We start from the raw sequence: 26,008 nt of genomic DNA on the forward strand, positions 1-26,008 counted from the left end.
TATGAAACTGGGAGCAAACGATGACTGTCCAAAAAGAAGACTATCGAACCAACAGAGCCGACTACGCCATAGCTGCGATGCATAGCCGAGCGACCGCTGAGGGCGATCGTGACGATTTGGTGGCGAGGAAAAAGTCCCTGTGGGTAACAGATCGGCGATCTGCAAAATTGGCTGCAAACCCCTCCGAAAGCTCGCCAGAACCCAAGGCAAAACCGCGCGGTAAGTGAATCGGACGCCAGCCACTTTCTTACCGCCGCGTACTTCGTTCGCATGGTTCGATTATATTAGATTTATCTAAAATACTAACCGGCCAGTCGAGCATTCCCGAACGCTCGCTGGTCAGGCCCAGCGGCCCCCCTAACCCAAGCTGCTGGGCCGCCACTCAGAGCAAAGCGCGATGTATGAGCATACCTAGCATAACGGTGATCGTCTCCACCTTGCCGGCCTTGCTTAGCACCACCTGAAAATCAGCTTCGAATCCCCGAATGTGCGGGGTCCCAGTGGCCATCACTAGACATTTCGAGATTTGCGGTTCGAGCCTCCCTTCATCGGCATGAGCGGTGACGGAGTACATCATCTTGCCAAATACACAGCCGACATCCTCGTCCCCTCGTTCGGTCGAAAGCTAGGTGGAACAATCAGGGTGCGCAACTTGTCATCACTGATATTGCCGCTTCACCCCAGCTTTGAGCGTGCGCCCTTCCGCCTGTGCGTGGTTCACCGTTTTTTACATTATTAGCGCACGTTTATAAACGGACATGTTGGTGTAGCTTGTACGTGCCCAAAGCCTCGGCGCAACGACCCAGCGCCGAGGCTTTTTTGCGGTATCCTTGCTCAGCATGTGCCAGATGATCATTGCAAGCTTGCGCGCAGTGGCGACGGCCGCGATGTGCTTCCCGCGGCGCGAGGCGATCCGCTTGTGGGAGGCGCGAAGAGGTCCTGGCGATCGCACAGCCGCCCATGCCGCCTCGACCAGCATCCCCCGCGCATGGCCGCGGCCCTGCTTCGTGATGCGCCCGTCATAGGCTGGCCCCTCACCGGACTGCCGCACGCTCGGATTGAGGCCAAGATAGTCAACGAGCTTCTGTGGATCGCTGAAGCGCCGTATGTCGCCGATTGCCGCGGCAACGCTCGCAGCCACGGTGACGTCGAGGCCGGGCAACGTCATCAGGCGGCGGATTGTCGGATCCTGAAGGGCATGTACGGCTATATCCGCCTCGACCACCGTCAACGCCTCGTTGATCTGGTTAATCAAGCCGAGGTGGCGCTCGATGGCGGCGCGCTCATCCGCAGGCAATATTTGCCTCGTCAGCCATTTGCGCCCGCTGATCCCGACGAGGTTCCTATGCGGACACGGCGGGATCAGGTGGGCGTGGAGGATTGACTGGATCAGGTTCTTCAGCCGCGAACGCTGGCGAACCAGCTGTGTCCGCCTGGTGACCTGTCTTCGGAGGGCAAGGGTCCCCGGATCCGGAACCCAGACCTCCGGCACAAAGCCCGAGGCGTAGAGCTTCGCAAGGACAGTGCGTCGATCGTGTCAGTCTTCACCTTCGCGTGCGCGATCATGTGCACCTGCTTGGGATTGGCGATCACGATCCGATGGACGTAGGGCGACAGCACTTCAGCGACGGCAGCAGCATTGTCTGTCGCCTCGATCACCACATGATCATCGTGGGTGAGTTCCTTCCTGGCGAACTCCTCGAGCTTATTGCGCAGCATTTGAACGCGGCCGAGCTTGACGATCTCGCCATCAAGCAACGACACGACCTCGGCGGTTACGCGGTGTATGTCCATGCCGATAATACGCACGGTTCCCTCCATCGTTGGTCACGAACAGGGAGCGAGCGGGCAACACGACAAATACGGATCCGCACTCGCAGCGCATCCGGGCGAGTCGTAGGGGCGGCCAGATAATGTGCTCGAACTCGCAGTTCATCTGCATACGCCGGCCTGCCCGCACTTGCGTGCTCCCGGTGCCCCGTGGCCCGGATGCGCCAAGCTTAACGAACCTGACGTACCGAACAAACGATGGCACCAAGAACATCATGCCGGATACGGCTTCATCGAGAGCTTCAACGGCAAGGAAGGCGCGTCAACACTCTACGCTACGATTGCTGGCCGCCCGTCGTCACGGCGCATATGCGACGTTCCGTTAGCCGCCGATCGCGTTCCTATCCACGACAATCGCGTGGTGGTACATTCGGTTGATTTGGCGAATGTTTTTTGTCGTCAACTCACCGGGAAACCGGGGAGGTGGTCATGAGAATTATTACCGCTCTAGCATGCGTCGCCCTCCTTGCAGGTTGCACAACGGCAGGCCCCCCAGGACCCCAAGGGCCTGTCGGTCCACAAGGTCTTCCCGGCAAGCAGGGACCTAGAGGTGCAATGGGGGCTGAGGGTCCGGCGGGGAAGGACGGCGTCGGCGGTTGGGAAATCACCCAGTATGCAAGCGCGAGTGATACAAGCCCAGACAAATCCGCACAGGCTTGGTGTCCCAAGCCAAAAGTCGTCATAGGTGGCGGTGCCAGCGCGTCAAATTCAAATGCTCTAATTTCTAGGAGCTTGCCGGTTACTTCCCCAGCTCCAGGGTGGGTAGCACAAGCGCATGTAGCCGCTACGGCCCCAACAGCTTGGACGCTGACAGCATACGCCATTTGCGCGCTTGTCAAATAGTCGGCGCTTGGCCGGGCCGGTGAACTTTGCGTTGTCGCGTCTTGGAGACACAAACGGCGTTCTAGTCTTCATCCCAAAAATCCTGCAGCGAGGCGTGCCGAAGGTCTTCCTCGCCCCGGAGGTGCTTCACGCGGACCTTGATGCCCGCTTGCGAAGGCCATAGTTGAGACGGTTGAAAGGCTGAGCCGGTGCCCCCCGCGTTGACCAGTTGCCGACCGGCTAGTGCAGCTTCTGGACTCTCGCCCGGAATGGCGGCATTCTCTCTTCCGGGAGAGCGGGCGTGGGCAAAGGCCACCGTTATCAAGGCGCCAATCAGGCTGACCGCTGGCGAAGGCGCGCCGGTAGAAGAATGCCGTCACGGCGGCTGCCGCGACCCCTCTTGGGGCTGATCTTCCTCGGCGCCGGCACGCTTGCCGCCGCAGTCACCCAATTCGCGATCCAGAGCACCGCCGGCCAACAGAGCACGATAACAAACTGGACAGAACCATTGCCTGGCCACATGGAAGGCCGCGCCTCGGTGATCGATGGCGACACAGTAGAGATTGCAGGCCAAAGGATTCGTTTCAATGGCATCGACGCGCCCGAGAGCCGTCAGCACTGCGACGACGCCAAGGGCTTTGACTACCCATGCGGGCGCCGCGCTGCCCAAGCCTTGGACAAGTTCCTGGCAGCTTCGCGACCGCTGCATTGCAGTTTTGTCGATCGTGATCGGTACGGGCGTCTTGTCGGGAACTGCGATCGGGCGGACGGTCGTAGCGTTCAGCGCTGGCTTGTCGAGCAGGGCTTGGCACTGGACTGGCCCCTCTACAGCCACGGCGCCTATGCGGGGCAGCAGGCGAAGGCAGAGGCGGCAAAGCTCGGTCTGTGGGCCGGAACTTTTCAGGCGCCTTGGGTGTGGCGTCTAGCGCATGCCGACAACCGGCCGCTTTCTAACCAGCCGCTTGGCTTAATCAACCGCCATCAGGTCGCACAAAGCGGCTATTCATGCGAGCCGCGGCGCACCTGTTCCCAAATCAGCTCGTGCGATGAAGCAAGTTGGTACCCAGCCAAACTGCTCTTGGGGCCGCAAGCTAGACCGCGACAAAGACGGCATCGCCTGCGAAAGCCAGTGTTGAACCTGCAGGTGCTGCCGCTTCACGGTCGCACGCACGTCGGTGTTGGCGCCGCGGCGCGTTGGGGTGGGTTTGGTCATGTGGAGGGTTTCTAATGAAAGGGCCGCCTCGACGGGTGGCTTTTGAACGGTGACGGACTGCCGTTCCAAGCGGACCAGCTATTGTCGACTAAATGAAAGCGGGAAGATCCAACGATGCCTCCAAAATACGTGCAGCCCTCCGTTCATGAGACAGCTTTCAGCGGCATTCCAAATCGGCAGGGAGTTCGGCAGAGCCGAGGCCGAAGTTATGTTGCCCCGCCCATCGATTATGATCGCCACCCATCGACAACGAGCGATGCAGAACACGGCGAGCCGACCTGACGTTATCATTCGCTGGCATCAAGTCCGGCCTGATTTTCCAGAACTCGTTGCAACTGATGCGGCGAACTTTGACGCTGCCGTCTCAACAATGACCGTGCGAGATGTGGTCATATGGCGTCTTCGGGAAGGGCGCTCGCTGCGCGGTTCCGGCAAGGCCGGTCTTCATCATCGCCAACGCGGCGAAGGTCTTCTATCACGCTATATAGGAACGGAGTGCGTCAAAATTGACACGGGCTCGGCACGAGCTGCTCAAGTGCGGACGATGATGGGAGCCACGGCCGGCTGGCTGCTTTTTGCCGCGCGCGAGATGGGAGGAGGCGGCTGGAGTGATGTTTGGGCTCCGGCGACCTGATTCCGTTCTTTCGGATACGGAACGGAAACTTTGCCACATTTTTGGTTTCGACGCACGCTACGTCAGGAAGCAGCTAGGGCAATGAAGAGCGATTGTCCTTGCCTGTTTATGCGCAACAGAATGGGCTTGTGCTGCTGCCGGGATCGTGCCCACTCCTCCTGGATATCTGACGGCTGTGCCACATCCCGGTTGTTGGCCGAGACAATCACGTCGCCAGGTCGAAGGCCGTTCTCGGCGGCGGGGCTATTCGGCGCCACTTCCTGGATAAACACGCCGGTGGTACCCGGCTGCAGACCGAGTTGCTGGCGCGCTTCGTCCGGAATGGTGCTGAGCGACAGCCCGAGGCGTTGGTCCGCCGCTTCCGGACTCGGAACGGCACCGGTCTGTACCTCCTCGTCCTTGCGTTGACCGAGGGTCAGTTCCACCTCCTGCTGGGAGCCGCCGCGGTTCCTTGTCAGCGTGGCTTTCGACCCCGGCTTTTCGTTAGCTGCCGCCAACGTCAAGTCATGGACGCCCTGAATGTCCTTGCCGTTGAACCGGGTGATCACATCCCCCGATTGCAAGCCGGCCTTCTCTGCCGGACTGCCGGGCTCGACCGAGGCGACCAGCGCTCCCTTGGTGCTCGATATGTCAAGCGCCTGGGCAAGCGACGGCGTCACCTCCTGGAGACGCACTCCGATGAACCCGCGCTCGATCCGGCCGGTGCGGATCAGCTGATCGGCGACGCTCCGTGCGGTTCGGGACGGCACGGCGAAACCGATGCCTATGCTGCCGCCAAACGGAGAGACGATGGCCGTATTGACCCCGATCACTTCGCCGCGCGCGTTAAACAGGGGGCCGCCGGAATTGCCTCTATTGATCGAGGCGTCTGTCTGGAGAAAATCGTCGTAAGGGCCGGCTTGGATGTCGCGCGAGCGGGCGGAAAGAACGCCGACGGTCACGGTTCCCCCGAGCCCGAAGGGACTGCCAATCGCGATCGTCCAGGCCCCCGGCTGCATTGCGTCAGAGTCACCCCAGGCGGTGGTCGTCATGTTGGGGCGTGGATCGACCTTCAGCACCGCGATGTCGGTTGCTGGATGGCGGCCCACAAGTCGCGCGGGCGAAGTCTCCTTATCGGAGAATACGACGTGGATTTCGGTGGAGTCGGCCACGACATGATTGTTGGTGACGATGTAGCCCTCCGGACTGACCACGAAGCCGGAGCCGAGAGCTTCTCGCACCTGCGGCTGGGCAGGCCCGCGGCTGTCGAAGGGGTTGAGAAAATCGTCGAGCATCGTTTGGTCCTGGATGATCTGCCTCGTCGTGATCGCGACCACGGCCGGCAGCTTCTGACGCAGGATTGCGCTGAAGTCGTTCGGGATTTCCTGTGCTGAAACCGGAGCAAAGCCGCCAGCCGAGAGCATCAAGATTCCTGCGACGAGGCCCATGCTCAGTCGCTTCCTGGCAATGTAAGACATGATTGATTCTCCTGCCCGACCGCCCTGGCGCTGCCGCGCGACTTTTCCCAGACGCAACAACTGACATTCACGCCGATTGTTTCACCGGTTCGAAAAAATGTTGATCGTGGGCTGAACTGCGAGGATTTGGCCTTGTCGGGCCATTGAAATTTGCTCGAAACTCTCCAAAATTTCGGCTGGTGAAAATCGCGAGAGCCACCAAAGATGACATCAACAAAGGAGACTATTCAAAGCGGAGGACCATCGATGGAAGGAGCCATTTCGACGAGTTTTCCCCCAATCGGGCCCGAGGGTCCTGATGTTTTTCTTGACCGGTTGCTCCATCCAGCACGGCATTTCGAGCGACCTCAGGACGTGCTGACTGACGCGACGCTGGACGTCCAGGAGAAGCGTGCAATCCTTTCGTCCTGGGCATCGGATGCCTGTGCGGTGGAATCGGTGCCGGCGCTACGCATGCCGCCGGGAGCAACCGAACCGGTCAGCTCCATGTTGGGGACAAGACGATCCGCGCGACCGCGGGCACCTACCTGTTCATTCCACCGGGCGTTCCGCACAACATCACCAATGTCAGCGAAGAGCCGGCGCGGGTGCTGATGACCGTCTCTCCGCCTGGACACGAGCACTATTTTGAAGAGCTTGCCAGGCTCGCTGCACACGGCTCTCCGGATCCGAAAGCGCTTGCAGACTTGCGGAACCGTTACGACACTGACCAGCTCTCTACCCTGACGACAAGAGCCTAAGCTCGATTCTGCAATATCGGGTCATGGCGCAGCACCGCTCATGGCGTCGGCACCAGCGATGTCCTCTGTGGATGGCTCCCGCGATGCAAGAGGTAATTCGACATTATGGCGCGTTGGTCGGGTGCAGTCTTCTGTGCGGCCTGTTGATGCAGCCATTCGAGACTGCTGGCCCTGATGGGGTCGGCGAACTGGGTCCCAATCTGCTTTGCAGGCTATGATGCCTCCGACATCGCATGGGTTGTCCCTGTTCCCGGCCTGACCGGTCTCGCCATCACATCGCGTCGCTCTCACAACCTCATGGAGCCGATCGATCGGCTCGATCTGATTTCTGCTTCAGTGTCTCGTCTTCTGCGCAACTTACGCTGCAAGGTTCGGAGCATGACGCGCCTGATAGGTTTCGCCGCGCGCCATGATAGCCCACACCACGCGGGCCATCTTGTTTGCCATCGCTACGCTCGCCACGCGCGCTGGCTTCCTGGCGAGCAACGCGAGGAGGCGCGGATCCGCAGCCTCGGGCTTATGCCTTGCCCGTCGGATCAGGGAGGTCGCGCCGATCACAAGGAGCTTTCTCAGGTACCGGTCGCCCATCTTGGTGATGTGCCCGAGACGGTCCTTTCCGCCGCTCGAGTTTTGCGAAGGTGTCAGCCCGAGCCAGGCGGCAAACTCTCGACCCGAGCGGAACTGACCCGGATCAGCAACCGAGGCCGCCAACGCTGTGGCACCGATCGGGCCAATGCCAGGTATGGTCGATAGACGCCGTGCCACTTCATTCGTTCTTTGTTGGGCAAGGATCGACCGGTCAATGGTCTGGAGCCGGGCATGGGTGTTGAGCACCTGCTCGCACAGGATACACAGAATCTGCAGTGCCATTGCCGGTACGTCCAATGGGGATTTCTTCGCGGCTATCTGGCGCGCCAGCTTAAGCGCCCGCTCCAAACCTTGGGGAATGTCGATGCCGAACTCAGCCAACAGGCCGCGGATCATGTTCACGAGTTGCGTGCGCTGCTTGACCAGAAGATTGCGTGTGCGGTGAAGCGACAGGGCCGCCTGTTGCTCGGCCGACTTCATCGCCACGAAGCGCATGGTCGGGCGTGTTACCGCTTCGCAAATCGCTTCCGCGTCCACCGCATCATTCTTGCCGCGCTTCACATAGGGCTTCACGTAGGACGGTGGCATCAGGCGGACTTCATGGCCGAGCTCCGTCAGTTCTCGAGCCCAGTGATGTGCCGTCCCGCAGGCCTCCATGCCGATCAGGCAGGGTGGCAACTTGGTGAAGAACGGCAGAACTTGCGATCGGCGCAGGGCCTTGCGCACGACAACGCCCCCAGACGCGTCGACGGCATGAACCTGAAAAATGCGCTTGGCCAGATCAAGGCCCACGGTGGTAATCTGCATGGCGGATGGCTCCTTTGCTCGGGTTGCCTGACAGCAAACCCACTGTGGCACTCAGATGCCGGGAGCGGGAGCCATCCACATGGGGTAATCGCGGGAGCGACGCGCCCTGGAACCGATCATAGCCTTGGAGGGTGGCTGTTCCCCGATAAGATGAAATACGGGCTCACGACTGGACGCCGGGCCCAGCATCAACGGAGAACAGCCATGGAAGAACATATCGGTCTCGACGTGTCGATGAAAGAGACGGCAGTGTCGATCCGCCGTGAAGGCGAACGGATCTGGCGCGGGAAGTGCGCATCTGATCCCAGGATCATTGCCGAGCTTGTCCGCAAGCGGGCGCCGGCCGCAAAGCGCGTCGTGTTCGAAACCGGCCCGCTGTCAGTTTGGTTCTATCATGCGCTGCGCGCCGAGGGATTGCCAGCCATCTGCATCGATGCGCGCCATGCCAAAGCCGCTCTCGATATGGCGGCGAACAAGACGGATGCGAATGACGCCGATGGTTTGGCGCGTCTTGCTGAAGCAGGATTCTTTCGCGAGGTGCGCGTGAAAGGCTTCGACAGTATGTTGACCCGCACGCTCGTGGCAGCACGCACTCGGCTGGTCCGGATCACCGTCGAGCTTTCCAACCAGATCCGAGGGATCATGAAAACGTTCGGCTTGCTCGTTCCCGCCGGTAAGGGAACTACATTCGAAAAGAATGTCCGGAGCCTTCTTATCGATCAGAGCGAGCTTGCTCCTGTCGTCCTACCGATGTTGGAAGCCTGGCGCAGCATTCGCATCCGTGCCGCCGAGCTTGGGCGCCAGCTTGTCGCAGATGCACGTCAAAGCCAAGCATGCCGCATACTCATGTCGATCCCCGGCATCGGCGCCATTACCGCAACCTCTTTCGCCACTGCCATTGAAGATCCGGGCAACTTCAAGAAGTCCCGCTCTGTTGCCGCTTGGATCGGCCTGACAACTCGCCGCTACCAATCGGGAGAAGTCGATTATGATGGCCATGTATCCCGACGCGGCGATCGACATTTGCGGGGACTTCTCTATGAGGCTGCGGCGGTCATCCTGACACGCAGCTCGATCGACAGCAGCCTGCGCACGTGGGGCCTCAAGCTCCGGGAGAGGGTTGGCTTCAAACGAGCTGCCGTGGCTGTGGCGCGCAAACTGGCGGTGATAATGCATTCGATGCTCAAGACCGGTGAGTTCTTTGATCGAAATGCAGGCGCCACAGCATGAAATCTTGCGAATAGCGTTCAGGATCTGAGCGCCTGAGACGTCCCTGCCGGGACGTGAGCCGAGCCATTCCGCTGATGGGGTTGCACCGCTGTCTCAGCAAAGTGCGTCGTCCACATTGAAGGCTCGTCCGCGGAGCTCCATCATGCGGCGACTGATGTCGACCGCGAAGACAACCATGCACCCGGCAGCGTCGTCTCGACGCAATTACATGCTTGACGTCCCAGCGGCGATTAGACAACCTCATCTGCTTTCAGGGGGCGTGCAGGGCCGCAATAAACGACCGAGGTTGGGCGCATTGCCGCCGCTAGACGTTATGACCGTGGTCTGAGCGGCGGCCCGTCCTTAGTCTTTGCAGCTGTAAGCAAACGGGGGTTGCTCGGGAATGCCGAGCCGAGCCCCAGCAAAGGAAGGACGAGCCATGGCAGAAGATAAGGATTTTTACGTCTGTGTCGACGTTTCGAAAGCCAAGCACGCGATTGCGATTGCGGAGGGTGGCCGGGAGGGGGAGGTCCGCTATTTCGGCGAGATCGAGGCGACACCGGCGGCGGTGGAACGCTTCGTGCGTAAGCTGGAGCGCAAATATCCGCGCCTGCATTTCTGCTACGAGGCCGGCCCAACCGGCTACGGGCTTTGTCGCCAGCTCGTTGAGCTCGGCCACCGCTGCGATGTCGTTGCGCCGTCGCTGATCCCGAAGCGCCCGGGCGAACGCGTCAAGACGAACCGACGCGATGCGGTCACCCTGGCACGGCTGCTGAGGGCGGGGGAGCTGACCGGGATCTGGGTTCCCGACGCAGTGCATGAAGCGGTGCGCGATCTAGTGCGCGTTCGGAGCTCGGCGAGCGAGGATCTGCGCAAGAAGCGCCAGCAGCTTCTGTCGTTCCTGCTGCGCCATGGCCGGGTCTTTAGCGGACGCAAGAATTGGGGCCCGGCGCATGCCCGCTGGCTGGCGGCGCAGAAGTTCGACCATCCGGCCCAGCAGATCGTGTTCCAGGATCAGGTCGATGTGATCACCGATGCGCAGAACCGGCTGGAGCGGCTCGATGCCCAACTCGCCGAGCTGGTGCCGAGCTGGTCGATGGCGCCGGTGGTGGCGGCCTATCAGGCGCTGCGTGGTGTCTCCTTCATCGTTGCCGTCACCTTTGTCAGCGAAGTCGGCGATGTGCGCCGTTTCGACAATCCGCGGCAGCTGATGGCCTTTCTCGGCCTGGTGCCGTCGGAGCGGTCAACCGGCGAGACGGTGAAGCGTGGCGGCCTGACGCTTGCCGGCAACCGCCGCGCACGCCGCGTCCTGGTGGAGGGCGCCTGGAGCTACCGCTATCCGGCCCGGGTGACGGAAACCATTCGCATCCGCCTCGAGGGCCTGCCCAAGGCGGTTCGCGAGATTGCCTGGAAGGCGCAGACCCGACTGTGCGCCCGCTACCGGCGCCTGACGGCCTCTGGCAAGAAGAGACCGATCGTCGTGGCGGCGATCGCCCGCGAGATGGCGGCTTTCCTGTGGGCCATCGGCCACCAGGTTGAGCCGGTGCGCTGAAGATGCGGTGCGCTTCCCCCGTGAAGATTGAGCTTCCAGCAAACGCTCGTCTCCCACGGGCGCCGCCGGATTGAAGCTAATTGAACGGCTTCAATCCGGCGGAACAACCGGGACAGCACGGAGACGGGATGTGGCCACGGTGGGGAATTCCCGCGCTAGCTATGTGGCTGGGCAACGGCCCAACGCCCGACTCTAGACAAGGATAGCCCAAGACGGATTACGGAAGTGCGGTAGCCAACCCGCGGATAAGAGCATGATCGACCGTCGTCTCAAGGGCTCATCCCGTCCCCGTGCTGTCCATCAACGGCAAACATCCTGTGGCAAAGACATGGGGCGGAAAAGTTCATCTACCACGCTTGACCACGGTCATAAGAGCTAACAAACGCTACGGAATGAAGAAGGGCAAGTAGTCTGGTGGAAGGAGTAGGGCCTCCGTCCACTTGCTATGCATCGGAATGTGCATATATTGTGCATATGAGAGGTCGGAGATTTGTCATGGCCCACGCACAGCTCGCACATTCCACGGTGATTTCCGGCTTTGTCGATAGCCTGCAGGAGCCGCGCACGCCTTATATCTCGCCGAAGCGCCTGTCGCAGGCGCTGGGCGTGAAGGTGGCCAACTTGGCCCAACTGACCGGTGTCCACCGCAACACGCTCCGCAATCCCTCATCGGAGCGCCTGCAGGGCCGGATGCGCGAGATGGTGAAAGTGATCTCGGCGGCGACGGAACTCACCGGCGACGTCAACAAGGCGATCTTTTGGTACCGCAATGAACCGATCGCCGACTATGGCCATCGTACCGCAGCCGAGCTCGTCGCGGGCGGCCAGGTCGAGGCGGTTCTGGCCTTTATCCGGGATCTCGAGAATGGTGCGCGCGGGTGAGGATCACCCGCATCGGTCCAGACGAAATCTTCCATCGCTATCTGAATCCCAAATGGGCTTTCCTGCCCACCAGCGGTGCAGGCGCAGCGATGGACGGCGGTCGTTTCAACCGGCCAGGCATCGAAGCACTTTATCTGTCGCGTGCGACCCAGACGGCGCTTGATGAATACAAGCAGGGAGCCAGCATCACCCCGCCCGCCACCCTTGCCGCTTACAAGATCACGCTCGCCGAGGTAGCCGACCTTTCGCAGGGTTTCGACCCGGACATCTGGGACGGCCCGTGGAAGGAGTGGGATTGTGCCTGGCGCAAGGTCGCTCGCATCGACAAGAAGATCCCACCATCGTGGAAGCTCGCGGATCTGGTCATCACCGCCGGACTTCGCGGCATCCTGTTTCCGTCGCTGCGTCACGCCGGCGGCACCAATCTGGTGATCTTTCCGGCCAATCTTGTCGACAGCGACCATGTCGCGGTTCACGATCCCGATCAACGGTTGCCGCACGACCAGTCGTCCTGGTGCTGAGTTATCGACCGTCTCTGGGATCGCAACGCGACGACGTCCCCCGTCACGGCGCTTGGTCCCCAACGACATCGTCCTCGCCGTCGCCCTCCCCGCTCGCCAGCCCGGCTGGAATATTGCCGGCCAGCAGCTTCTCCTTCGACAGCAGCCCTGCGTCCTCAAGCGCCTCGAAATCGGGCAGCTGGCGCAGCGTGTCGAGCCCGAACTGCGACAGGAAATTTTTGGTCGTCACATAGGTATAGGGCGCGCCCGGCTGCGGGCTGCGCGGCCCCGAGGCGATCAGATCTTGCGCGCGCAGCACGCCGATCAGGTCGCGCGACACTTCCTTGCCGAAGAAGCCTGACAGCTCGCCACGGGTGATCGGCTGGAAATAGGCAATGCACATCAAAACCAGCGCCTCCGCCTGCGACAGTTCTTTTGCCCCCTCGCCCGCTGCCGTGCCGAAGGCGGCGCGGATAGCGTCCCCAAAAAAATTTTTGGTCCGGTGCTGCCAGCCGCCGGCGACCGCGACCAGATCGTAGGGGCGGCCGGCGAGCTCGGCGCGGATGTCGTCGATGATCAGCTCGAGATTGCAGTTCTTCCCCACCACCCGCGCGAGGACAGTACGTGTCACCGGTTCGCTGGCGGAAAAAATCACCGCTTCGACCCGGCCCATCCACTCGCGCCAGCGAAGCTCGGCCGGCAGATGTTCCAGCTCGGTATCCAGCAAAGCCGGCTGAACGTTTGGCTTCCGGCGGGCAGACGCTTCGCTCATCCCTACAACCCAAACAGCCGAAAAGTGGTGCGGCCGGAAAGCTCGCGCACCGTATCGAGCTGTTGCAGCCGCTCGAACAGGCGCCGTGCGGCAAAGCGCGACAGGGTTTTCGTCGTCAGCGAGCCTGAGACCGCGTCTTCACTGAGCAGCAGAAAGATCACGTCGCCGGCGCCCTTGGCGCGCAGTTTTGGCGCGACGGCGAGGAGCTTCTCGGCGCGGCGCGAGAGCTCGCCGGCCAACCGACAGGCATCGGCCGCCGCTTGAACCAGCGCAACGCAGACCGCCCGCTCAAAATTTTTCTCGCCCGGTCGGATTCGCTTGCCGCCGGCCTCGCCGCGAAAAGCCGGACCGAAGGTTTGCGCCATGATGAGCGGCAGTGGCCGCTGCCAGCGCAGGCTGTGCGCCAGCACCAGATCGGCGAGCCACCAGGCCAAAAGTTCGGCATCGGGGCGCATGGCGACGACGTGAGCCGCGATCGCCGCGGCCGCGAATGGTGCCGGCCGCCCCGAGCGCGCTAGGTCGTCGATGTGTTCACAAAGCGCGGCCAGTGCCTCAACATCCCAATGGAAGCCAAGCTGGTCGACGGTCTTCCCGAGCCGGTCGGGCGTAGCGGCGGGCGGCTGCCCGGCCAACTGCCGCCAGGCGCCATAGACGGCGCCGGCGGGACCGGGATCAGCACCTGGGGGACGCAAATGCCAGGCATCGCGCAAGGCGGCTGCGTCCTCGGCGCGGCCGGCAAGCCGCATGCTGGCGGCGGCGCAGTGAAGCGCCAGCCGCTGCCGCCAGGCGCCCGCCCAGGCAGGCTGCGCGCGGGCGAGCGTGTCGAGGGCACCCAGGGCGGCGCCGGCCCGGAAGGCGGCGTCGCCGTCGCTCGGCGCGTCGGCGCTTGTGGCCGCCCCGGCCGGAACGGTGGGCGGCGCGGCGGGGCTGGCGGTCGCGGGATCGAGGCGAATCATGATTTGGAGGGTAAAGTGACGGTGCGCTATTTGCTATGAGTTTTGCGCCAAAACGCACAGCCTGTCGCGCGAATAAAACGAACGATAATCTTGCATTATCGTTCGTCTTTTACGAGGCGAAGGAAACATGGTAGAATAGGCCAGAATGGTAGACTTTTGGAGTCTTTCGTGTCCCTGAACATCAAAAATCCGGCCACCGTGGCTCTCGCCGACGAACTCGCGCGCCGCCAGGGCATCAGCAAGACGGCAGCCATTCACCAGGCCCTGAGCGAGCGGCTGCATCGCTTGGGCTTTGGAGAGACCGCTCAGGAGCGTCTGCTGGCAGAATTGCGCGCCATCCGAGAAAGAGTGGCACGATTGCCCGAACTGGATAATCGCAGCGACGAGGAGATCATCGGGTATGACGAGCATGGAATCCCGAACTGATGGTGATCGATACCTCAGCCGTTGTAGCGATCCTTCGGAGCGAGCCTGAGGCAGCAAGGCTGGAACGAGCGCTGGTCTTGGACCCAATCCGTCTGGTCCCGGCAACCTGCGTGCTCGAGGCACGCATGGTGCTGGTCAGCAGGCGCGGCGAACACGAGTTGGCCGAGATCGATCTTTGGCTGCGCAAAATCGAGGCCGACATCATTCCTGTCGACTCCGAATTGGTTGATCTGGCGACCCAGGGTTGGCTTACCTACGGCAAAGGCCACCACCCGGCGGCGCTGAATTTTGCCGATTGCCTCTCCTATGCTTTGGCAAAGCGTGCAGATGAACCGCTGCTTTTCATAGGCAACGACTTCTCCCAAACGGATATGGAAGCGGCATGAGCATGGCTGACAACGCTCAAAGATCATCGGCTGCTTCCGGCGATGACGACATGCCCGACATCGTCGATGTCGTAATGGAGATGGGCAGGACACCGGACGAGCAGCCGGACGAGCGTTCGTCGTTCGGGAACCCAAACCGTTGGCTTTTCGCCGGCGATGCCGACTACGCCTCGCCCCCTCCAGCCATCGCGGATCCCAGCCTTCCTGCGCATCTCGAGGCGCTCGCCGGCCGCGCCCGCGATTACGTCGAGGCAGCGAGTTCGGCCAACACGCGGCGCGCCTACGCCGCCGACTGGAAGCATTTTTGCGCCTGGGCGCGCCGCCAGAACATCGAGGTGTTGCCGCCCGATCCTCAGACCGTCGGCCTTTACATCACTGCGCAAGCCTCGGGATCTGGTCGGGACAAAAAATCGGTGGCGACGATCGAGCGCCGCCTTTCTTCGCTGTCTTGGAATTATACTCAGCGTGGCCAACCACTGGACAGGAAAGACCGCCACATCGCCACCGTGCTCGCCGGTATCCGCAACACCCACGCCTCCCCTCCCCTGCAGAAGGAAGCCATTCTGCCCGAGGATTTGATCGCCATGCTGGAAACGCTCGATCGAGGCACGCTGCGTGGCCTGCGCGATCGCGCCATGTTGCTTTTGGGCTTCGCCGGCGGCTTGCGCCGCTCCGAAATCGTCGGCCTCGACGTTGCGCGCGATCAAACCGAGGACGGCCGCGGCTGGGTCGAGATTTTCGACAAAGGTATTTTGGTGACGTTGCGCGGCAAGACGGGCTGGCGCGAGGTCGAGATCGGTCGTGGCTCCTCCGATGCGACCTGCCCCATGGTCGCCCTGCAGACCTGGTTGAAACTCGCACGGATTGGGCACGGACCGCTATTTCGACGCGTCACCGGCCAAGGCAAGGCTGTCGGAGCCCAGCGATTGAACGACCAGGAGGTGGCGCGGCTGGTCAAGCGCGCCGCGCTCGCTGCCGGCGTGCGCGGCGACTTGTCGGAAGGCGAACGCGGCCAAAAGTTTTCCGGCCATTCGCTGCGCGCTGGCCTCGCCTCGTCGGCCGAGGTCGACGAGCGCTATGTGCAGAAGCAACTCGGCCACACAAGCGCTGAGATGACCCGCAGATATCAGCGGCGGCGCGACCGGTTTCGAATCAACCTCACCAAGGCGTCGGGATTATAGAGGACGAAGTCCCCTCCCCTGCCAATCTGGCATACCTCTCCCAAATCGGACGTTGCGTTGCCAATAGGCTCAATGCTGACCAATTTCGTCAGTCCTTTCTTGCAAATCAGGAATTGCACTCCATAATTGCGAGGATGATCAAGCGCCGCATCGAAACGCAACTCGCCGAACTGATAGACACTATCCCAGCCGTGGCACTGATTGGGCCGCGCCAGGTCGGCAAGACTACACTCGCGCTCGAAATAGCCGAGACACGGCCGTCGATCTATCTCGATCTCGAGTCCGATGCGGACAGAGCCAAGCTCGCGGAGCCGGAGCTCTACCTTGCCGAGCACGAGGGCGAGTTGGTGATCCTCGATGAGGTCCATCGGCTTCCAAACCTATTCCAGAATCTTCGTGGCTTGATTGACCGCGGTCGCCGCAGCGGCAAGAAGACAGGGCGCTTTCTGCTGCTGGGGTCCGCTTCCATCGATCTCCTCAGGCAGACTGGCGAGACACTCGCTGGCCGCATTGCTTATCTTGAGATGCATCCGATTGACGGACTGGAGGTGCCGGCCGAACAGTTGAACCCCTTGTGGGTGCGCGGCGGCTTTCCCGACAGCCTTCTGGCGGCGAGCGACCGCGCCAGTCAGCGGTGGCGGCAGGACTTCATCCGCACCTACCTCGAGCGCGATATCCCGCTGCTCGGGCCTCGCATTCCGGCCGAAACGCTGCGCCGCTTCTGGACCATGCTGGCACATCATCAATCCGGCCTCCTCAACGCTGCCGACTTTGCCCGGGCCCTCGGAGTCGATGGCAAGACGATTGCCTCGTACCTCGACCTGCTAGTCGATCTGCTGCTGGTGCGAAGGCTCGAGCCGTGGCATGCAAATGTCGGAAAACGTCTGGTCAAGTCGCCGCGGGTTTACGTGCGCGACAGCGGCATTGCGCATACGCTGCTTGGACTGACAACCCTTGAGGACGTTCTCGCTCATCCCGTGGCCGGCGCCAGCTGGGAAGGTTTTGTTATTGAGACGTTGATTGCGGTCGCACCGCCCGGCACAGAAGCCAACTTCTATCGCACATCCGCTGGCGCCGAGATCGACCTCCTCTTGACCCCTCCAGGCAGCCGCCCATGGGGGATCGAGATCAAGCGCAGCCTGACGCCAAAAGTGGAGAAGGGCTTTCATCTGGCGTGCGAGGACGTAGATCCTATCCGTCGCCTCGTTGTCTATCCGGGAGCAGAGCGCTTTCCGCTGAAACATGACGTCGAGGCAGTTCCACTTCATATCCTTGCGAAAACGCTGGTCCAACTTGGCTGATAGCCTCTTCGCCCGACTCTCTGTCCCTACTACCCGCCCCCCATCCGGCACACAGCGCCTTTACGGCATTTCACTCCGTCGCTGACCCGCTGAGGTCTTCTCAAAGCGTTAGTCGCGGCCTGGCCCTGCGCCTCGATCCTCGCCCGAAACACTGCGATGAGCATTAGTCCGCCCAGACATTACTCGTTTCAGGCCCGTTCCGCGGATTTCTGAGAGAGCCGCTTTTGCTGTTGATCTGATTGCCCGGTGTGAGATGGCCGCGCCGGTTACTGCAGTCTTGTCGTGTCCCATGACCTCGATCGTGCAGGACAAAGCAATCGGCGAGGTCGAATTACTACTGCTCATCGTGGCTGGCGAGTTCGGACCGACTACTACGCGCATGTCATTGAAACGGGTCTTCATTCACACCGCCCGGCCTTGCTGACGTCTATTGCTAGGCGATGCCCAGCACGTGGCCCGGCCGAACTGGAAGCTCCTGCCCGGTGCAAAGGGCAACTTCAAAAGGGAGGTTTCTTGTCCGCTGACAAAATCGGCAAATTGCGTAGCGTATTCAATTCTTTGAATCAGATTATATTCGTTATGCCGCGCAGAATGCGAGCAGAGGGCATTAACCTCTTGTTAACTTAAAACTTCTTGCCGGTTCGAACGAATCGGACATAATGACGGTTGCTTGGCCACATTCCGCCAAAAATCGTTTTTAGAGAGTCTTGATCGAATGAACGTGAGTTCGCCCGTTCCCGCGAAAACCCCATTGCTGTTCGAGAAACGCATTCTCGAACAAGGGGATCAGATATCAAAGAAGCTGCACCTTCTCTCGATGCAGCGTTTTCCTCCCCACGCCAAGAAGAATTTGCGTTCTTTTTCGTTGGCGGAAGTGGCGACGTATCTCGGTGTTTCTCAGAGCCATCTAAAAAAACTACATCTAGAGGGCAAAGGCCCAGTACCTGAAACCTCGTCTTCTGGCAGACGATCCTACACGGCCGGGCAGATGATCGAGCTACGCCAATACCTTGACCAACACGGGCGCTCCGACGCCCGCATGTATGTTCCCCATCGTCGGTCGGGCGAGAAACTTCAAATCCTAGCTGTGGTTAATTTCAAGGGAGGTAGCGGCAAAACAACGACAGCAGCTCATCTCGCCCAGTATCTCGCTCTGACGGGACACCGTGTATTGGCTGTCGATCTTGATCCCCAGGCGTCGCTGTCTTCACTGCACGGGTTCCAGCCAGAACTCGACCAGACGAAATCGCTTTACGATGCGATCCGCTACGACGACGAGAAGGTTTCTCTCTCGGAAATCATCAGGCCAACAAATTTCCCGGGACTGGATATCGTCCCAGCAAACCTTGAGCTGCAAGAATTCGAATACGACACGCCTTTGGCGATGACGGACAGGACGTCTAACGTGGGAAAGGCGTTCTTCACGCGCATCTCGACGGCATTGGGTGAGGTCGACGCCCTATATGATGTCGTCGTTATCGATTGCCCACCGCAACTGGGCTATTTGACAATTACAGCGTTGACCGCGGCAACGTCAGTCTTGATAACGATCCATCCGCAGATGCTCGATGTCATGTCAATGGGCCAATTCCTGTTGATGCTCGGGAATATTCTGGAGCCAATCCGGGCAGCGGGTGCCGAGGTGAACCTGGAGTGGTATCGCTATCTTATAACGCGATACGAGCCGACGGATCAGCCGCAAGCGCAGATGGTAGCGTTCCTCCACACGCTTTTTGGTGAGTTCATCCTCAAGAACCAGATGCTGAAATCCACGGCGATTTCTGATGCGGGGATCACCAAGCAGAGCCTCTACGAAGTCGAAAAAAACGCGATGACTCGTTCCACATACGAGCGGGCAATGGATGCACTCGATGTCGTAAACGGAGAAATCGCCACGTTGATACATAAAGCATGGGGGCGCTGACTTGTCCGCTGACAAAAACGGACTTTTGCGCTGTGCTTTCAACAGACTAAGTTGTATCCGGAGGTAGACTAAGATGGCACGTAAGAATCTTCTTTCCGGCCTCGCTGAGACGGAGGCAGACGACCAGCTGACATCTAGTTCAACTGCGGCCTATCCGATTCGCGGTGCTTCGAAATCCATGATCCGCTCCGTTAATGAATTGGCAAAGCAGGCGGATGCCTACCTTGAGGGTGAGCATGTAGTCGAACTCGACCCGGACGCTATTGACGGCTCGTTCGTTTCCGATCGCATGGATGACGACAGGGAACAATATCAGGAACTGCTGGAAGCGATTCAGCAGAGGGGACAGGATTCCCCCATCCTTGTGCGCCCCCACCCGAGCATCGAAGGCCGCTTCATGATCGTCTTTGGGCATCGGCGCGTCCGGGTGGCCCGAGATCTCCGACGGAAGGTTAGGGCGGTCGTCAAGGAGATTGACGACAAGGCTCATGTCATTGCTCAGGGCCAGGAGAATTCTGCCAGAGCAAATCTAAGTTTTATCGAGAAGGCGACGTTCGCAAAGCGTCTCGAGGAGCTGAATTACGACAGAGATGTCATCTCGTCGGCATTGGCTGCGAACGCCGCCGCCGTCTCAAAAATGGTGTCGGTTGCTACACGGATCCCGCCATCAGTCATAGGTAAAATTGGATCAGCTCCATCTATAGGTCGCGAGCGGTGGGTTGAGCTATCCCTGCTCGTCGGCAAGAAATCGGACATAGTCGATGAAATCCTCTCCGAACCCGAATTCAGTGGGCTAGAGAGTAACCGACGCTTTGAGCAGTTGTTCATGGCCCTGAACGCAAAGGAAAAGCGCGTCCGCAAGGCCAGTGTGAAACCCGGGGTCCAATCGTGGGCTCCGCATGACAAGTCGGTTAGCGTCAGCGTTCAAAGAGCGGGGAAGGCCGTCACGATCGCCGTAAAGGAGACGGATGGCAGCCGCTTTGGAACTTGGATTTCCGACAATCTGCAGGGACTCTACGAGGCCTTTAGAAAGTCGGAGAAAGCAGCAACAGGAGACTGAAACCGCAAAAGAAAAAGGCCCCCGAACGTCGCCGTCGCGGAAGCCCTTCTCGTAGATCGCACTTCGAGAATCTCATTTCCGCGAATCACTGTCAAGAGACATAGCGTCGGTTTTCGGCGAGCGGATTTCTTTTGCCTAATCGAGGGTGAAAGAAAATGGAGACGAATATTGCGACGACGCCCTTTGGGCGGCGGCCGATGACGCTTGGCATGATTTCAAGCCAAGTCACCGCAAGGGCCGTGCCGAAGGACGCGATCGTCCACAAATGGCATGTCTTCCAAGATATCAAGGACGCCAGGATCGCTCTGGGCGCCACCGATCGCGCTTTGGCTATTCTCGACGCGCTGTTGTCGTTCCATCCGGACACAGCGCTTTATGGCGACAGCGAACTGGTTGTATGGCCATCCAACGAGCAGCTGATCCGCCGCGCCAATGGTATGCCCCCAACGACCTTACGGCGACACCTGGCCGTTCTGGTCGAGTGTGGATTGATCATCCGTCGGGACAGCCCAAACGGCAAGCGCTTCGCCCGGAAAGGGCAGGCGGGCGAGATCGAGCAAGCCTATGGCTTTGACATCTCGCCGATCGTGGCGCGCGCTGAGGAGTTCAAGGATCTTGCGGATGCGGTGAGATCTGAGAAGAAGGCATTTCGTCTCGTTAAGGAGCGGCTTACCATATGCCGACGTGATATCGTCAAGATGATCGACACCGGCATTGAGGAAGGCGTGCCGGCGAACTGGGGCAGGGTTCAGCAGGCCTACCAGGCGATTGTTGGTCAGATACCACGCACTGCACCTAGGCAGACTCTCGAGGTGATTGCCGAAGAACTTGAAGGCCTTTGGGCTGAAGTGCGTGAAGCATTGGAATCATTTGTAAAAACACAGAAAGTGGACGCCAATGAGTCCCAAAATGGGCGCCACATACAGAATTCAAAACCAGACTCTAAATTTGAATCTGAAAGCGGCTCAGGAAATAAAGATGAAGCGGGCGGCAACGTTGCGGACACCGACAACGTACGGAGCCTGCCGAAACGCGAACTGCCGCTAGGGATCGTGCTGGATGCCTGCCCGAACATGCTTTGGCTGGTGAAGGGCGGCGGCGGAATCCGCAACTGGCGTGAATTTCTGGCCGCGGCCGAGGTTGCCCGACCGTCCATGGGCGTCAGCCCGAGCGCCTGGGAGGAAGCGCGAACGGCAATGGGTGAGCAGCAGGCGGCGGTTGCCATTGCCGCGATCTACCAGCGGCAGGACCAGATCAACAGCGCCGGCGGCTATTTGCGCAGCCTGACAGATCGAGCAAAGGTCGGAAAGTTCTCGGTCTGGCCGATGGTGATGGCCTTGTTGCGGGCCAAGCTTGACGCGTCGAAGACGACCGGAACCGGAGCTGAAGCCGCTGCCGTCGATTTGGAGGCGGCAGGCAAGGTTGTACGCACCGAATCCCGGCTGGAAATCAGCGATGCGTTGCGCCGCAGCCTCGACAAGCCAGGGCGCGGATCATGATCAGCCGGGGGGTTTCGATCCGTGGACGGTGGCTGCAGACTTGTGGGGGCGAGCGTCTTATGAGAGCATCGAAGGCATGAAAAACCAACACGACCAGGAACCGACGCCCGATGAAACCGCCGGAATGGTGTGGTGGAACTCACTCGCCGAAACCGATCGAGCGGCTTGGCTGACGCGGGCCGGCAGCGCTGTTCCAGCCGATGCCTGGGCCGCGTACAAGCGGCTCGGGAATGTCGAGCGTCAGCCAAGGACCGTAAACTGAGGACTGTTCTGCAGCGGGATGACGGTCAGCTCGCGGGTAGTTCGGCGACGAGTCCAAGCCGGCGGGCTCGATCGAGTAGGTTCTTGACTGAGGAGGCAGACCATTTTGCGCTTCCTCGTGGGGTTCGCTCATGCAGGCGCTCGAGCTGGCCAGCGATGTCGCGGAGCGACAGGTCTGGGTTAGACTGCGAAATCCCGGCCACAAGAGTCATCAGGCGATCTTCCGGAGGCAGAGGAGACGCCCGCTTTAGCAGTGTGGATTCGGCCAGGTGCTCGGTGACGAGCCACCTCACTGCCCGCCGCAGTCGTTCAGGCGTCCAGTCGAGGCCACGCTGCTTCAGGACTCGAGCGATGTCGTCCCAGTTATGGTCTGGTCGCATCCGGCGGACCGTCGGAAGCCACTGGTTCATAGTTGATTGTAGCCGTCGGCCATAGGATGCCTTTTGCAGCGCGGCCATCTTCGCCAGGGCTTCGGGCCTGCGCTCCCGGATGCCAGGATTACCTGGCAGGCGCCCCTTCGATCGCGCAGCGATGATGCCGGCCTTGGTCCGTTCCGAGATCAGCGCACGCTCGAGCTGGGCAACGGCACCGAGTACCTGTAGCGAAAACATGCCCTGTGGCGTCGACGTGTCGATTGGATCTCGAAGAGATCGGAAATGCGCGCCCTTCTCAGTCAGATCCTCGATCACCTGAAGAAGATGGCTGACCGAGCGCGCAAGGCGATCGAGACGCACGACGACCAGGACATCGCCGGCGCCGATGTCGCTCATCAACCGCTGTAGAGCAGGGCGAGCTCTCGACGCACCGGATCCATGTTCCTGAACGACGACGTCGCAGCCGGCCGATCGAAGCTCAATTTCCTGCGCTTCCGTCGCTTGTTCGTCCGTCGATACGCGCGCGTAGCCGATTTTCCGGCCCTTTGGTCGTCCGGAGCGTCGATCTTGCGCTTCGCGGGCCATGTGCGGCGTCTCTCAGCATGGGAAAGGGGCGTTTGTACAAACACCGAAGATATCAACAAACGATCGTTTGTAAACGTCTCTAGTGCCTTTTTGCGTAGCTCCTACGGCTTCGATGAGCCGGCAAATCAACGTTTTTTAGCCTCTTGAGCGTCCTAGGGCGTGGTGCTGTACAGTCCCGATATGAGGTCATTATCGATAGTGAAAAGCGCGCTAGAGAAAATCCCCGGCAAGTCAACCTAAATGGCCAATAGCTTGACTAGCGCGAATCAGCCATCATGAAAACAATGGCTTACGACATCAGCGATTTGTCCCTGCAAACCCTCATAGGGCCGGTTTCCCGCGCGACCGAGGTTTTGGTCCGCCTCGACGAGCGGGTCGCTCGCTCACCGGTCCGCAACGGCTTTGTCGAGCGCCAGCATTTTGCCGATGCGGCTTCCGCCCTTTGGCTCGAGGGTGAACTCGTGCACCTCGAGGACCTTGTCCTGCACGACGCCCACATGGACATCCGCACCCCGACCCACGAACTCACCCGGGCGCATGCGGTGCTGCGAACCCGCCGGCGCATTTTTGCGCAAAAACCGGACTGGGCGCTCAGCCGCGACGGTTTGTTGTCGCTGTCTGGCCGCATTGGCGCTGTGCCGGCGGCGCAGGGCGAAAAAAACCGGGAAGAGGAGGGGGCTGGAATTGCCTCTATTGAAGCCGACGGTCGGGATGATGCTGAGGACGATCTCCTGGCCGAAGAATTTGCCGAGATCGATGCTGTCCTGGCGCGCTCGTCGAAGATTCTCAGTGGCGCAGACGTGCCTGGTCGAAAGGAGGAAAAGTCACGACGTGACCGGCCGGAGCCGCAAAACGGCCTGATCTACGATCTCGACTGGAATGAAGAAGAACGGCTGGCCGAATGGCAGGCCGTGCTCGCCGACACGCGGGAGTGGCCATTGGTGATGCGCGCCGCGATCCTGCTCGAGGCTTGGCAAAACATCGAGGTGCTGCAGCATGGTGTTTGGCTCGGGCCGCTGCTGGTTGCCGCGCTGTTGCGCCAGGAGGGTCTTGCCGCCCACCATCTCGCCAGCCTGCATCTCGGCGCCAAAAACATTCCGCGCGAGCGGCGACGGGCGCGCAATCGCTCGGACCGGTTGTTGGCTTTTGTCGACGCCATTCACGACGCAGCGCTGGCCGGCTTGAAGGAGCACGACCGGCTGGCGATGGCGAAAAGCCAGATGGAGCGGCGGCTCAAACAACGGCGCGCCAGCTCGAAACTGCCCGACCTGGTCGAGCTCGCGATGTCGCGGCCACTCGTCTCGGCTGGCATAATCCAGGAGCGGCTAAAGTGACAAAACAGGGGGCGCTCAATCTGGTCGGCGAGCTTGGCCTGCGCGAGATGACGGGGAGGGGAAGGTTTCGCGCCTGGGGAATTGTGTAGTCCGCAGCCATTCTCCACTGACTTTACGAAATTATCGAACTTGACGAACTTGCGCTCTGTAACCATATTGGTGACAGCAGGAGGTTCTCATCATGGCCGCTCCAAAACGCAGCAATCATAGCGGGACCCCGTCGCATGCGGGGGTCGCCGCCCTGAGCTTCACGACAAAGCTTCCCGCACAGGCAGACTTCAAGAAGGTATTGCTCGAACGCTATCAGGAAGCGATCGCACGCAGCCGCAAGATCGGCCACCGCGTATCGTTCCGGGTAGAGGTCGATCCGGCGGCCGATGCGCAGACGATCACGCCGGTCGAGGAGCAACCGATCGATACCTTTCCCGTCGAGGACACGGGCAAGCCCGATGCCGAGCTTGAGGCGGCGCTTGCCACAGCGCGCGCGCGTGGCCGCAAGCGTGTTGCCGAAATTGTCGCCGGCGAAGACATGCTGAGCGCGGATGCCTTTGCCAAGCTGATCGGCACGTCGCGGGTGACGGTCAACGCCAAGCGGCAGAGCGGGCAGGTGCTCGGGATCGATGGTGCCAAGCGCGGCTTCCGCTTTCCCGTATGGCAGCTCGACAAGCATGGCCGGCCGTTTGGGACATTGCCGGCGCTCCATGCGATGTTTGGCAACAGTGCCTGGGCCGTTTACCGGTTTTTGGTGTCACCTCATGGCGCGCTCGATGGGCGGACGGGTCTTCGTGCCCTTCAGCAAGGCGATGACGCTTCGGTGTTGGCCGCGGCTGAAGGCATGGCCAGGGGCGATTTCGACTGAATGCCCGGCGTTCCACCTCCACCCGATTTCGAGCACGCAAAGCTCGAAATCGAGACCTTACCGCCGGGCCAGACATTCGGTCGGATCTACTGGAGCACCTATCCCGATCCGCTGGGGTGCGGAAAATCGCCGAGCCGCTTCAGCGATCCTCGGCGTCGTGTTGCTGCCAACCGTTTCTGCGTTCTCTACCTCGGCGACTCCCTGAAGGTGTGCTTTCTAGAAACGGTGCTCCGCGACCGCCGCGAAGGGCTTGTCGACGATCTTCCGATAGAGGAGGTGGAACTGACCCAGCGGCGCTATGCGGAGATCACGACTACGGCGGACCTTCGCCTCGTCGACCTGAGGGGCGACAACGCGGTCAGGATGGGTGTGCCCACCGATGTCGTTCGGGCACAGCGCCAGAACCTGGCACGCCGGTGGTCACTGGCGTTTCACCAGCACCCATCTGAGCCTGACGGGGTCATTTACCCCTCGCGCCTCAATGAGGCGACCAATCTCGCCATCTACGACCGGGCGATACTGAAGCTTACGCCGAAGCGCGTTTTGACACTTCTCGGCGCGCAGGGGCTGGCTCAGGTTCTGGAGGATTTCAGGATAGGGTTGGTGTGAAGATGCAGCTCGTATCCGTATCGCTTGGCGAAGATGGCTGTAGCGTCAGAAGCGTCCACTAAGCCGGAGCAACGGAACGACCGGTGTGGGGCCGAAGCAGTCAGGCGGCTTAAGGCTACCGATTCGCGAAGACCAGACGTTCGCTGGCGCGAGAAGCGTCGTAGCCGTTCCGCTCGAAGAGGCTACTTGCCCGAAGGCACTGACACATCCATTTCTGGCACGTAGCTGGAAATGAAGTTCGAGCATC

Annotated in this window: 20 protein-coding genes and 4 pseudogenes; 18 read left to right on the plus strand and 6 right to left on the minus strand. The window is 60.6% G+C overall.

Features of this window, described 5'->3' with window-relative positions; translation table 11 throughout:
* Positions 1-829: 829 nt before the first annotated feature.
* A pseudogene (locus NKI58_RS13940) lies at positions 830-1,809 on the minus strand (IS110 family RNA-guided transposase); the annotation flags it as partial.
* Between the two features lie 1,243 nt (positions 1,810-3,052).
* Here NKI58_RS13940 and NKI58_RS35550 point away from each other — a divergent pair.
* Positions 3,053-3,880: a thermonuclease family protein gene (locus NKI58_RS35550; protein ID WP_280952146.1), complete on the plus strand. Its 828-nt coding sequence runs from the start codon at positions 3,053-3,055 to the stop codon at positions 3,878-3,880.
* 130 nt (positions 3,881-4,010) lie between these two features.
* Entirely contained in the window at positions 4,011-4,499 is a 489-nt protein-coding gene (locus tag NKI58_RS13955) for a hypothetical protein (protein WP_156937504.1), read from the plus strand.
* A 62-nt stretch (positions 4,500-4,561) separates the two neighbouring features.
* On the opposite strand, the gene NKI58_RS13960 is transcribed toward NKI58_RS13955, so the two are convergent.
* On the minus strand, positions 4,562-5,956 hold the full coding sequence (locus NKI58_RS13960; protein WP_352718365.1) for a Do family serine endopeptidase: 1,395 nt from the start codon (positions 5,954-5,956) through the stop codon (positions 4,562-4,564).
* A gap of 246 nt (positions 5,957-6,202) precedes the next feature.
* Between NKI58_RS13960 and NKI58_RS13965 the strand changes: the two are divergent.
* Both NKI58_RS13965 and NKI58_RS13970 read left to right on the plus strand, forming a co-directional pair.
* A pseudogene (locus tag NKI58_RS13965) lies at positions 6,203-6,439 on the plus strand (hypothetical protein); the annotation flags it as partial.
* A gap of 2 nt (positions 6,440-6,441) precedes the next feature.
* Positions 6,442-6,696: pseudogene (locus tag NKI58_RS13970) on the plus strand (cupin domain-containing protein); the annotation flags it as partial.
* A gap of 357 nt (positions 6,697-7,053) precedes the next feature.
* On the opposite strand, the gene NKI58_RS13975 reads toward NKI58_RS13970, so the two are convergent.
* Complete coding sequence (locus NKI58_RS13975) at positions 7,054-8,091, minus strand: IS110 family RNA-guided transposase (protein WP_352718363.1); 1,038 nt, start codon at positions 8,089-8,091, stop codon at positions 7,054-7,056.
* Positions 8,092-8,295: 204 nt separating this feature from the next.
* Between NKI58_RS13975 and NKI58_RS13980 the strand changes: the two genes are divergently transcribed.
* The 4 genes from NKI58_RS13980 (at position 8,296) to NKI58_RS13995 (ending at position 12,255) form a co-directional block, all read left to right on the plus strand.
* A complete protein-coding gene (locus tag NKI58_RS13980) occupies positions 8,296-9,321 on the plus strand; it encodes an IS110 family RNA-guided transposase (protein ID WP_352718361.1) in 1,026 nt (341 codons plus the stop codon).
* A gap of 418 nt (positions 9,322-9,739) precedes the next feature.
* Positions 9,740-10,852 (plus strand): IS110 family RNA-guided transposase, encoded by a 1,113-nt coding sequence (locus NKI58_RS13985; RefSeq protein WP_023680934.1) that lies wholly within the window; start codon positions 9,740-9,742, stop codon positions 10,850-10,852.
* Between the two features lie 495 nt (positions 10,853-11,347).
* Complete coding sequence (locus tag NKI58_RS13990) at positions 11,348-11,734, plus strand: hypothetical protein (protein WP_023680933.1); 387 nt, start codon at positions 11,348-11,350, stop codon at positions 11,732-11,734.
* Positions 11,731-12,255 (plus strand): RES family NAD+ phosphorylase, encoded by a 525-nt coding sequence (locus tag NKI58_RS13995; RefSeq protein WP_023680932.1) that lies wholly within the window; start codon positions 11,731-11,733, stop codon positions 12,253-12,255. The genes NKI58_RS13990 and NKI58_RS13995 overlap by 4 nt, the downstream gene beginning before the upstream one ends.
* Before the next feature lie 43 nt (positions 12,256-12,298).
* On the opposite strand, the gene scpB is transcribed toward NKI58_RS13995, so the two are convergent.
* Together scpB and NKI58_RS14005 are read right to left on the minus strand one after the other, a co-directional pair.
* Entirely contained in the window at positions 12,299-13,006 is a 708-nt protein-coding gene (gene scpB / locus NKI58_RS14000) for an SMC-Scp complex subunit ScpB (protein ID WP_352853333.1), read from the minus strand.
* Between the two features lie 2 nt (positions 13,007-13,008).
* Positions 13,009-13,962, minus strand: a complete 954-nt coding sequence (locus NKI58_RS14005; RefSeq protein WP_352853335.1) for a DUF1403 family protein — start codon at positions 13,960-13,962, stop codon at positions 13,009-13,011.
* 168 nt (positions 13,963-14,130) lie between these two features.
* Here NKI58_RS14005 and NKI58_RS14010 point away from each other — a divergent pair, with 168 nt between their 5' ends.
* The 7 genes from NKI58_RS14010 (at position 14,131) to repC (ending at position 21,739) form a co-directional block, all read left to right on the plus strand.
* Positions 14,131-14,388 carry a type II toxin-antitoxin system VapB family antitoxin gene (locus tag NKI58_RS14010; protein WP_352718352.1) on the plus strand — a complete coding sequence of 86 codons (258 nt, stop codon included), beginning with the start codon at positions 14,131-14,133 and terminating at the stop codon, positions 14,386-14,388.
* Entirely contained in the window at positions 14,388-14,774 is a 387-nt protein-coding gene (locus NKI58_RS14015; RefSeq protein WP_352718349.1) for a type II toxin-antitoxin system VapC family toxin, read from the plus strand. Before NKI58_RS14010 ends, NKI58_RS14015 begins: the two co-directional genes overlap by 1 nt.
* Entirely contained in the window at positions 14,771-15,955 is a 1,185-nt protein-coding gene (locus NKI58_RS14020; RefSeq protein ID WP_352718346.1) for a site-specific integrase, read from the plus strand. The genes NKI58_RS14015 and NKI58_RS14020 overlap by 4 nt, the downstream gene beginning before the upstream one ends.
* 134 nt (positions 15,956-16,089) lie before the next feature.
* Positions 16,090-17,256 carry an ATP-binding protein gene (locus tag NKI58_RS14025; RefSeq protein ID WP_023680874.1) on the plus strand — a complete coding sequence of 389 codons (1,167 nt, stop codon included), beginning with the start codon at positions 16,090-16,092 and terminating at the stop codon, positions 17,254-17,256.
* A gap of 715 nt (positions 17,257-17,971) precedes the next feature.
* The gene (repA, locus tag NKI58_RS14030; RefSeq protein WP_023680872.1) at positions 17,972-19,180 is read left to right on the plus strand and encodes a plasmid partitioning protein RepA; all 1,209 of its coding nucleotides are present in this window, start codon (positions 17,972-17,974) and stop codon (positions 19,178-19,180) included.
* Positions 19,181-19,253: 73 nt separating this feature from the next.
* The gene (gene repB, locus NKI58_RS14035; RefSeq protein ID WP_023680871.1) at positions 19,254-20,240 is read left to right on the plus strand and encodes a plasmid partitioning protein RepB; all 987 of its coding nucleotides are present in this window, start codon (positions 19,254-19,256) and stop codon (positions 20,238-20,240) included.
* Positions 20,241-20,395: 155 nt separating this feature from the next.
* A complete protein-coding gene (gene repC, locus NKI58_RS14040) occupies positions 20,396-21,739 on the plus strand; it encodes a plasmid replication protein RepC (RefSeq protein ID WP_352718342.1) in 1,344 nt (447 codons plus the stop codon).
* A gap of 287 nt (positions 21,740-22,026) precedes the next feature.
* On the opposite strand, the gene NKI58_RS14045 is transcribed toward repC, so the two are convergent.
* Complete coding sequence (locus NKI58_RS14045) at positions 22,027-22,959, minus strand: recombinase family protein (protein ID WP_031213393.1); 933 nt, start codon at positions 22,957-22,959, stop codon at positions 22,027-22,029.
* Positions 22,960-23,243: 284 nt separating this feature from the next.
* On the opposite strand from NKI58_RS14045, the pseudogene NKI58_RS14050 reads away from it, so the two are divergent.
* The 3 genes and pseudogenes from NKI58_RS14050 to NKI58_RS14060 all read left to right on the plus strand — a co-directional run bounded on the left by NKI58_RS14050 (position 23,244) and on the right by NKI58_RS14060 (position 25,761).
* Positions 23,244-24,382 (plus strand): annotated as a pseudogene (locus NKI58_RS14050) (RHE_PE00001 family protein).
* Positions 24,383-24,474: 92 nt separating this feature from the next.
* Entirely contained in the window at positions 24,475-25,152 is a 678-nt protein-coding gene (locus tag NKI58_RS14055) for an XRE family transcriptional regulator (RefSeq protein WP_352516091.1), read from the plus strand.
* Positions 25,153-25,761 carry an RES family NAD+ phosphorylase gene (locus NKI58_RS14060; protein ID WP_352718337.1) on the plus strand — a complete coding sequence of 203 codons (609 nt, stop codon included), beginning with the start codon at positions 25,153-25,155 and terminating at the stop codon, positions 25,759-25,761.
* Positions 25,762-26,008 lie beyond the last annotated feature (247 nt).

This window comes from Mesorhizobium sp. M0522 (assembly GCF_040321085.1).
In the GTDB taxonomy this organism is placed as follows: domain Bacteria; phylum Pseudomonadota; class Alphaproteobacteria; order Rhizobiales; family Rhizobiaceae; genus Mesorhizobium.

Bases quoted from the DNA above. Each gene is read 5' to 3' on its own strand.
- NKI58_RS13955 (WP_156937504.1), top strand. From the start codon at position 4,011: ATGAGACAGCTTTCAGCGGCATTCCAAATCGGCAGGGAGTTCGGCAGA.
- NKI58_RS13960 (WP_352718365.1), bottom strand. From the start codon at position 5,956: ATGTCTTACATTGCCAGGAAGCGACTGAGCATGGGCCTCGTCGCAGGA.
- NKI58_RS13975 (WP_352718363.1), bottom strand. From the start codon at position 8,091: ATGCAGATTACCACCGTGGGCCTTGATCTGGCCAAGCGCATTTTTCAG.
- NKI58_RS13980 (WP_352718361.1), top strand. From the start codon at position 8,296: ATGGAAGAACATATCGGTCTCGACGTGTCGATGAAAGAGACGGCAGTG.
- NKI58_RS13985 (WP_023680934.1), top strand. From the start codon at position 9,740: ATGGCAGAAGATAAGGATTTTTACGTCTGTGTCGACGTTTCGAAAGCC.
- NKI58_RS13990 (WP_023680933.1), top strand. From the start codon at position 11,348: ATGGCCCACGCACAGCTCGCACATTCCACGGTGATTTCCGGCTTTGTC.
- scpB (WP_352853333.1), bottom strand. From the start codon at position 13,006: ATGAGCGAAGCGTCTGCCCGCCGGAAGCCAAACGTTCAGCCGGCTTTG.
- NKI58_RS14005 (WP_352853335.1), bottom strand. From the start codon at position 13,962: ATGATTCGCCTCGATCCCGCGACCGCCAGCCCCGCCGCGCCGCCCACC.
- NKI58_RS14015 (WP_352718349.1), top strand. From the start codon at position 14,388: ATGGTGATCGATACCTCAGCCGTTGTAGCGATCCTTCGGAGCGAGCCT.
- NKI58_RS14020 (WP_352718346.1), top strand. From the start codon at position 14,771: ATGAGCATGGCTGACAACGCTCAAAGATCATCGGCTGCTTCCGGCGAT.
- NKI58_RS14025 (WP_023680874.1), top strand. From the start codon at position 16,090: ATGATCAAGCGCCGCATCGAAACGCAACTCGCCGAACTGATAGACACT.
- repA (WP_023680872.1), top strand. From the start codon at position 17,972: ATGAACGTGAGTTCGCCCGTTCCCGCGAAAACCCCATTGCTGTTCGAG.
- repB (WP_023680871.1), top strand. From the start codon at position 19,254: ATGGCACGTAAGAATCTTCTTTCCGGCCTCGCTGAGACGGAGGCAGAC.
- repC (WP_352718342.1), top strand. From the start codon at position 20,396: ATGGAGACGAATATTGCGACGACGCCCTTTGGGCGGCGGCCGATGACG.
- NKI58_RS14045 (WP_031213393.1), bottom strand. From the start codon at position 22,959: ATGGCCCGCGAAGCGCAAGATCGACGCTCCGGACGACCAAAGGGCCGG.
- NKI58_RS14055 (WP_352516091.1), top strand. From the start codon at position 24,475: ATGGCCGCTCCAAAACGCAGCAATCATAGCGGGACCCCGTCGCATGCG.
- NKI58_RS14060 (WP_352718337.1), top strand. From the start codon at position 25,153: ATGCCCGGCGTTCCACCTCCACCCGATTTCGAGCACGCAAAGCTCGAA.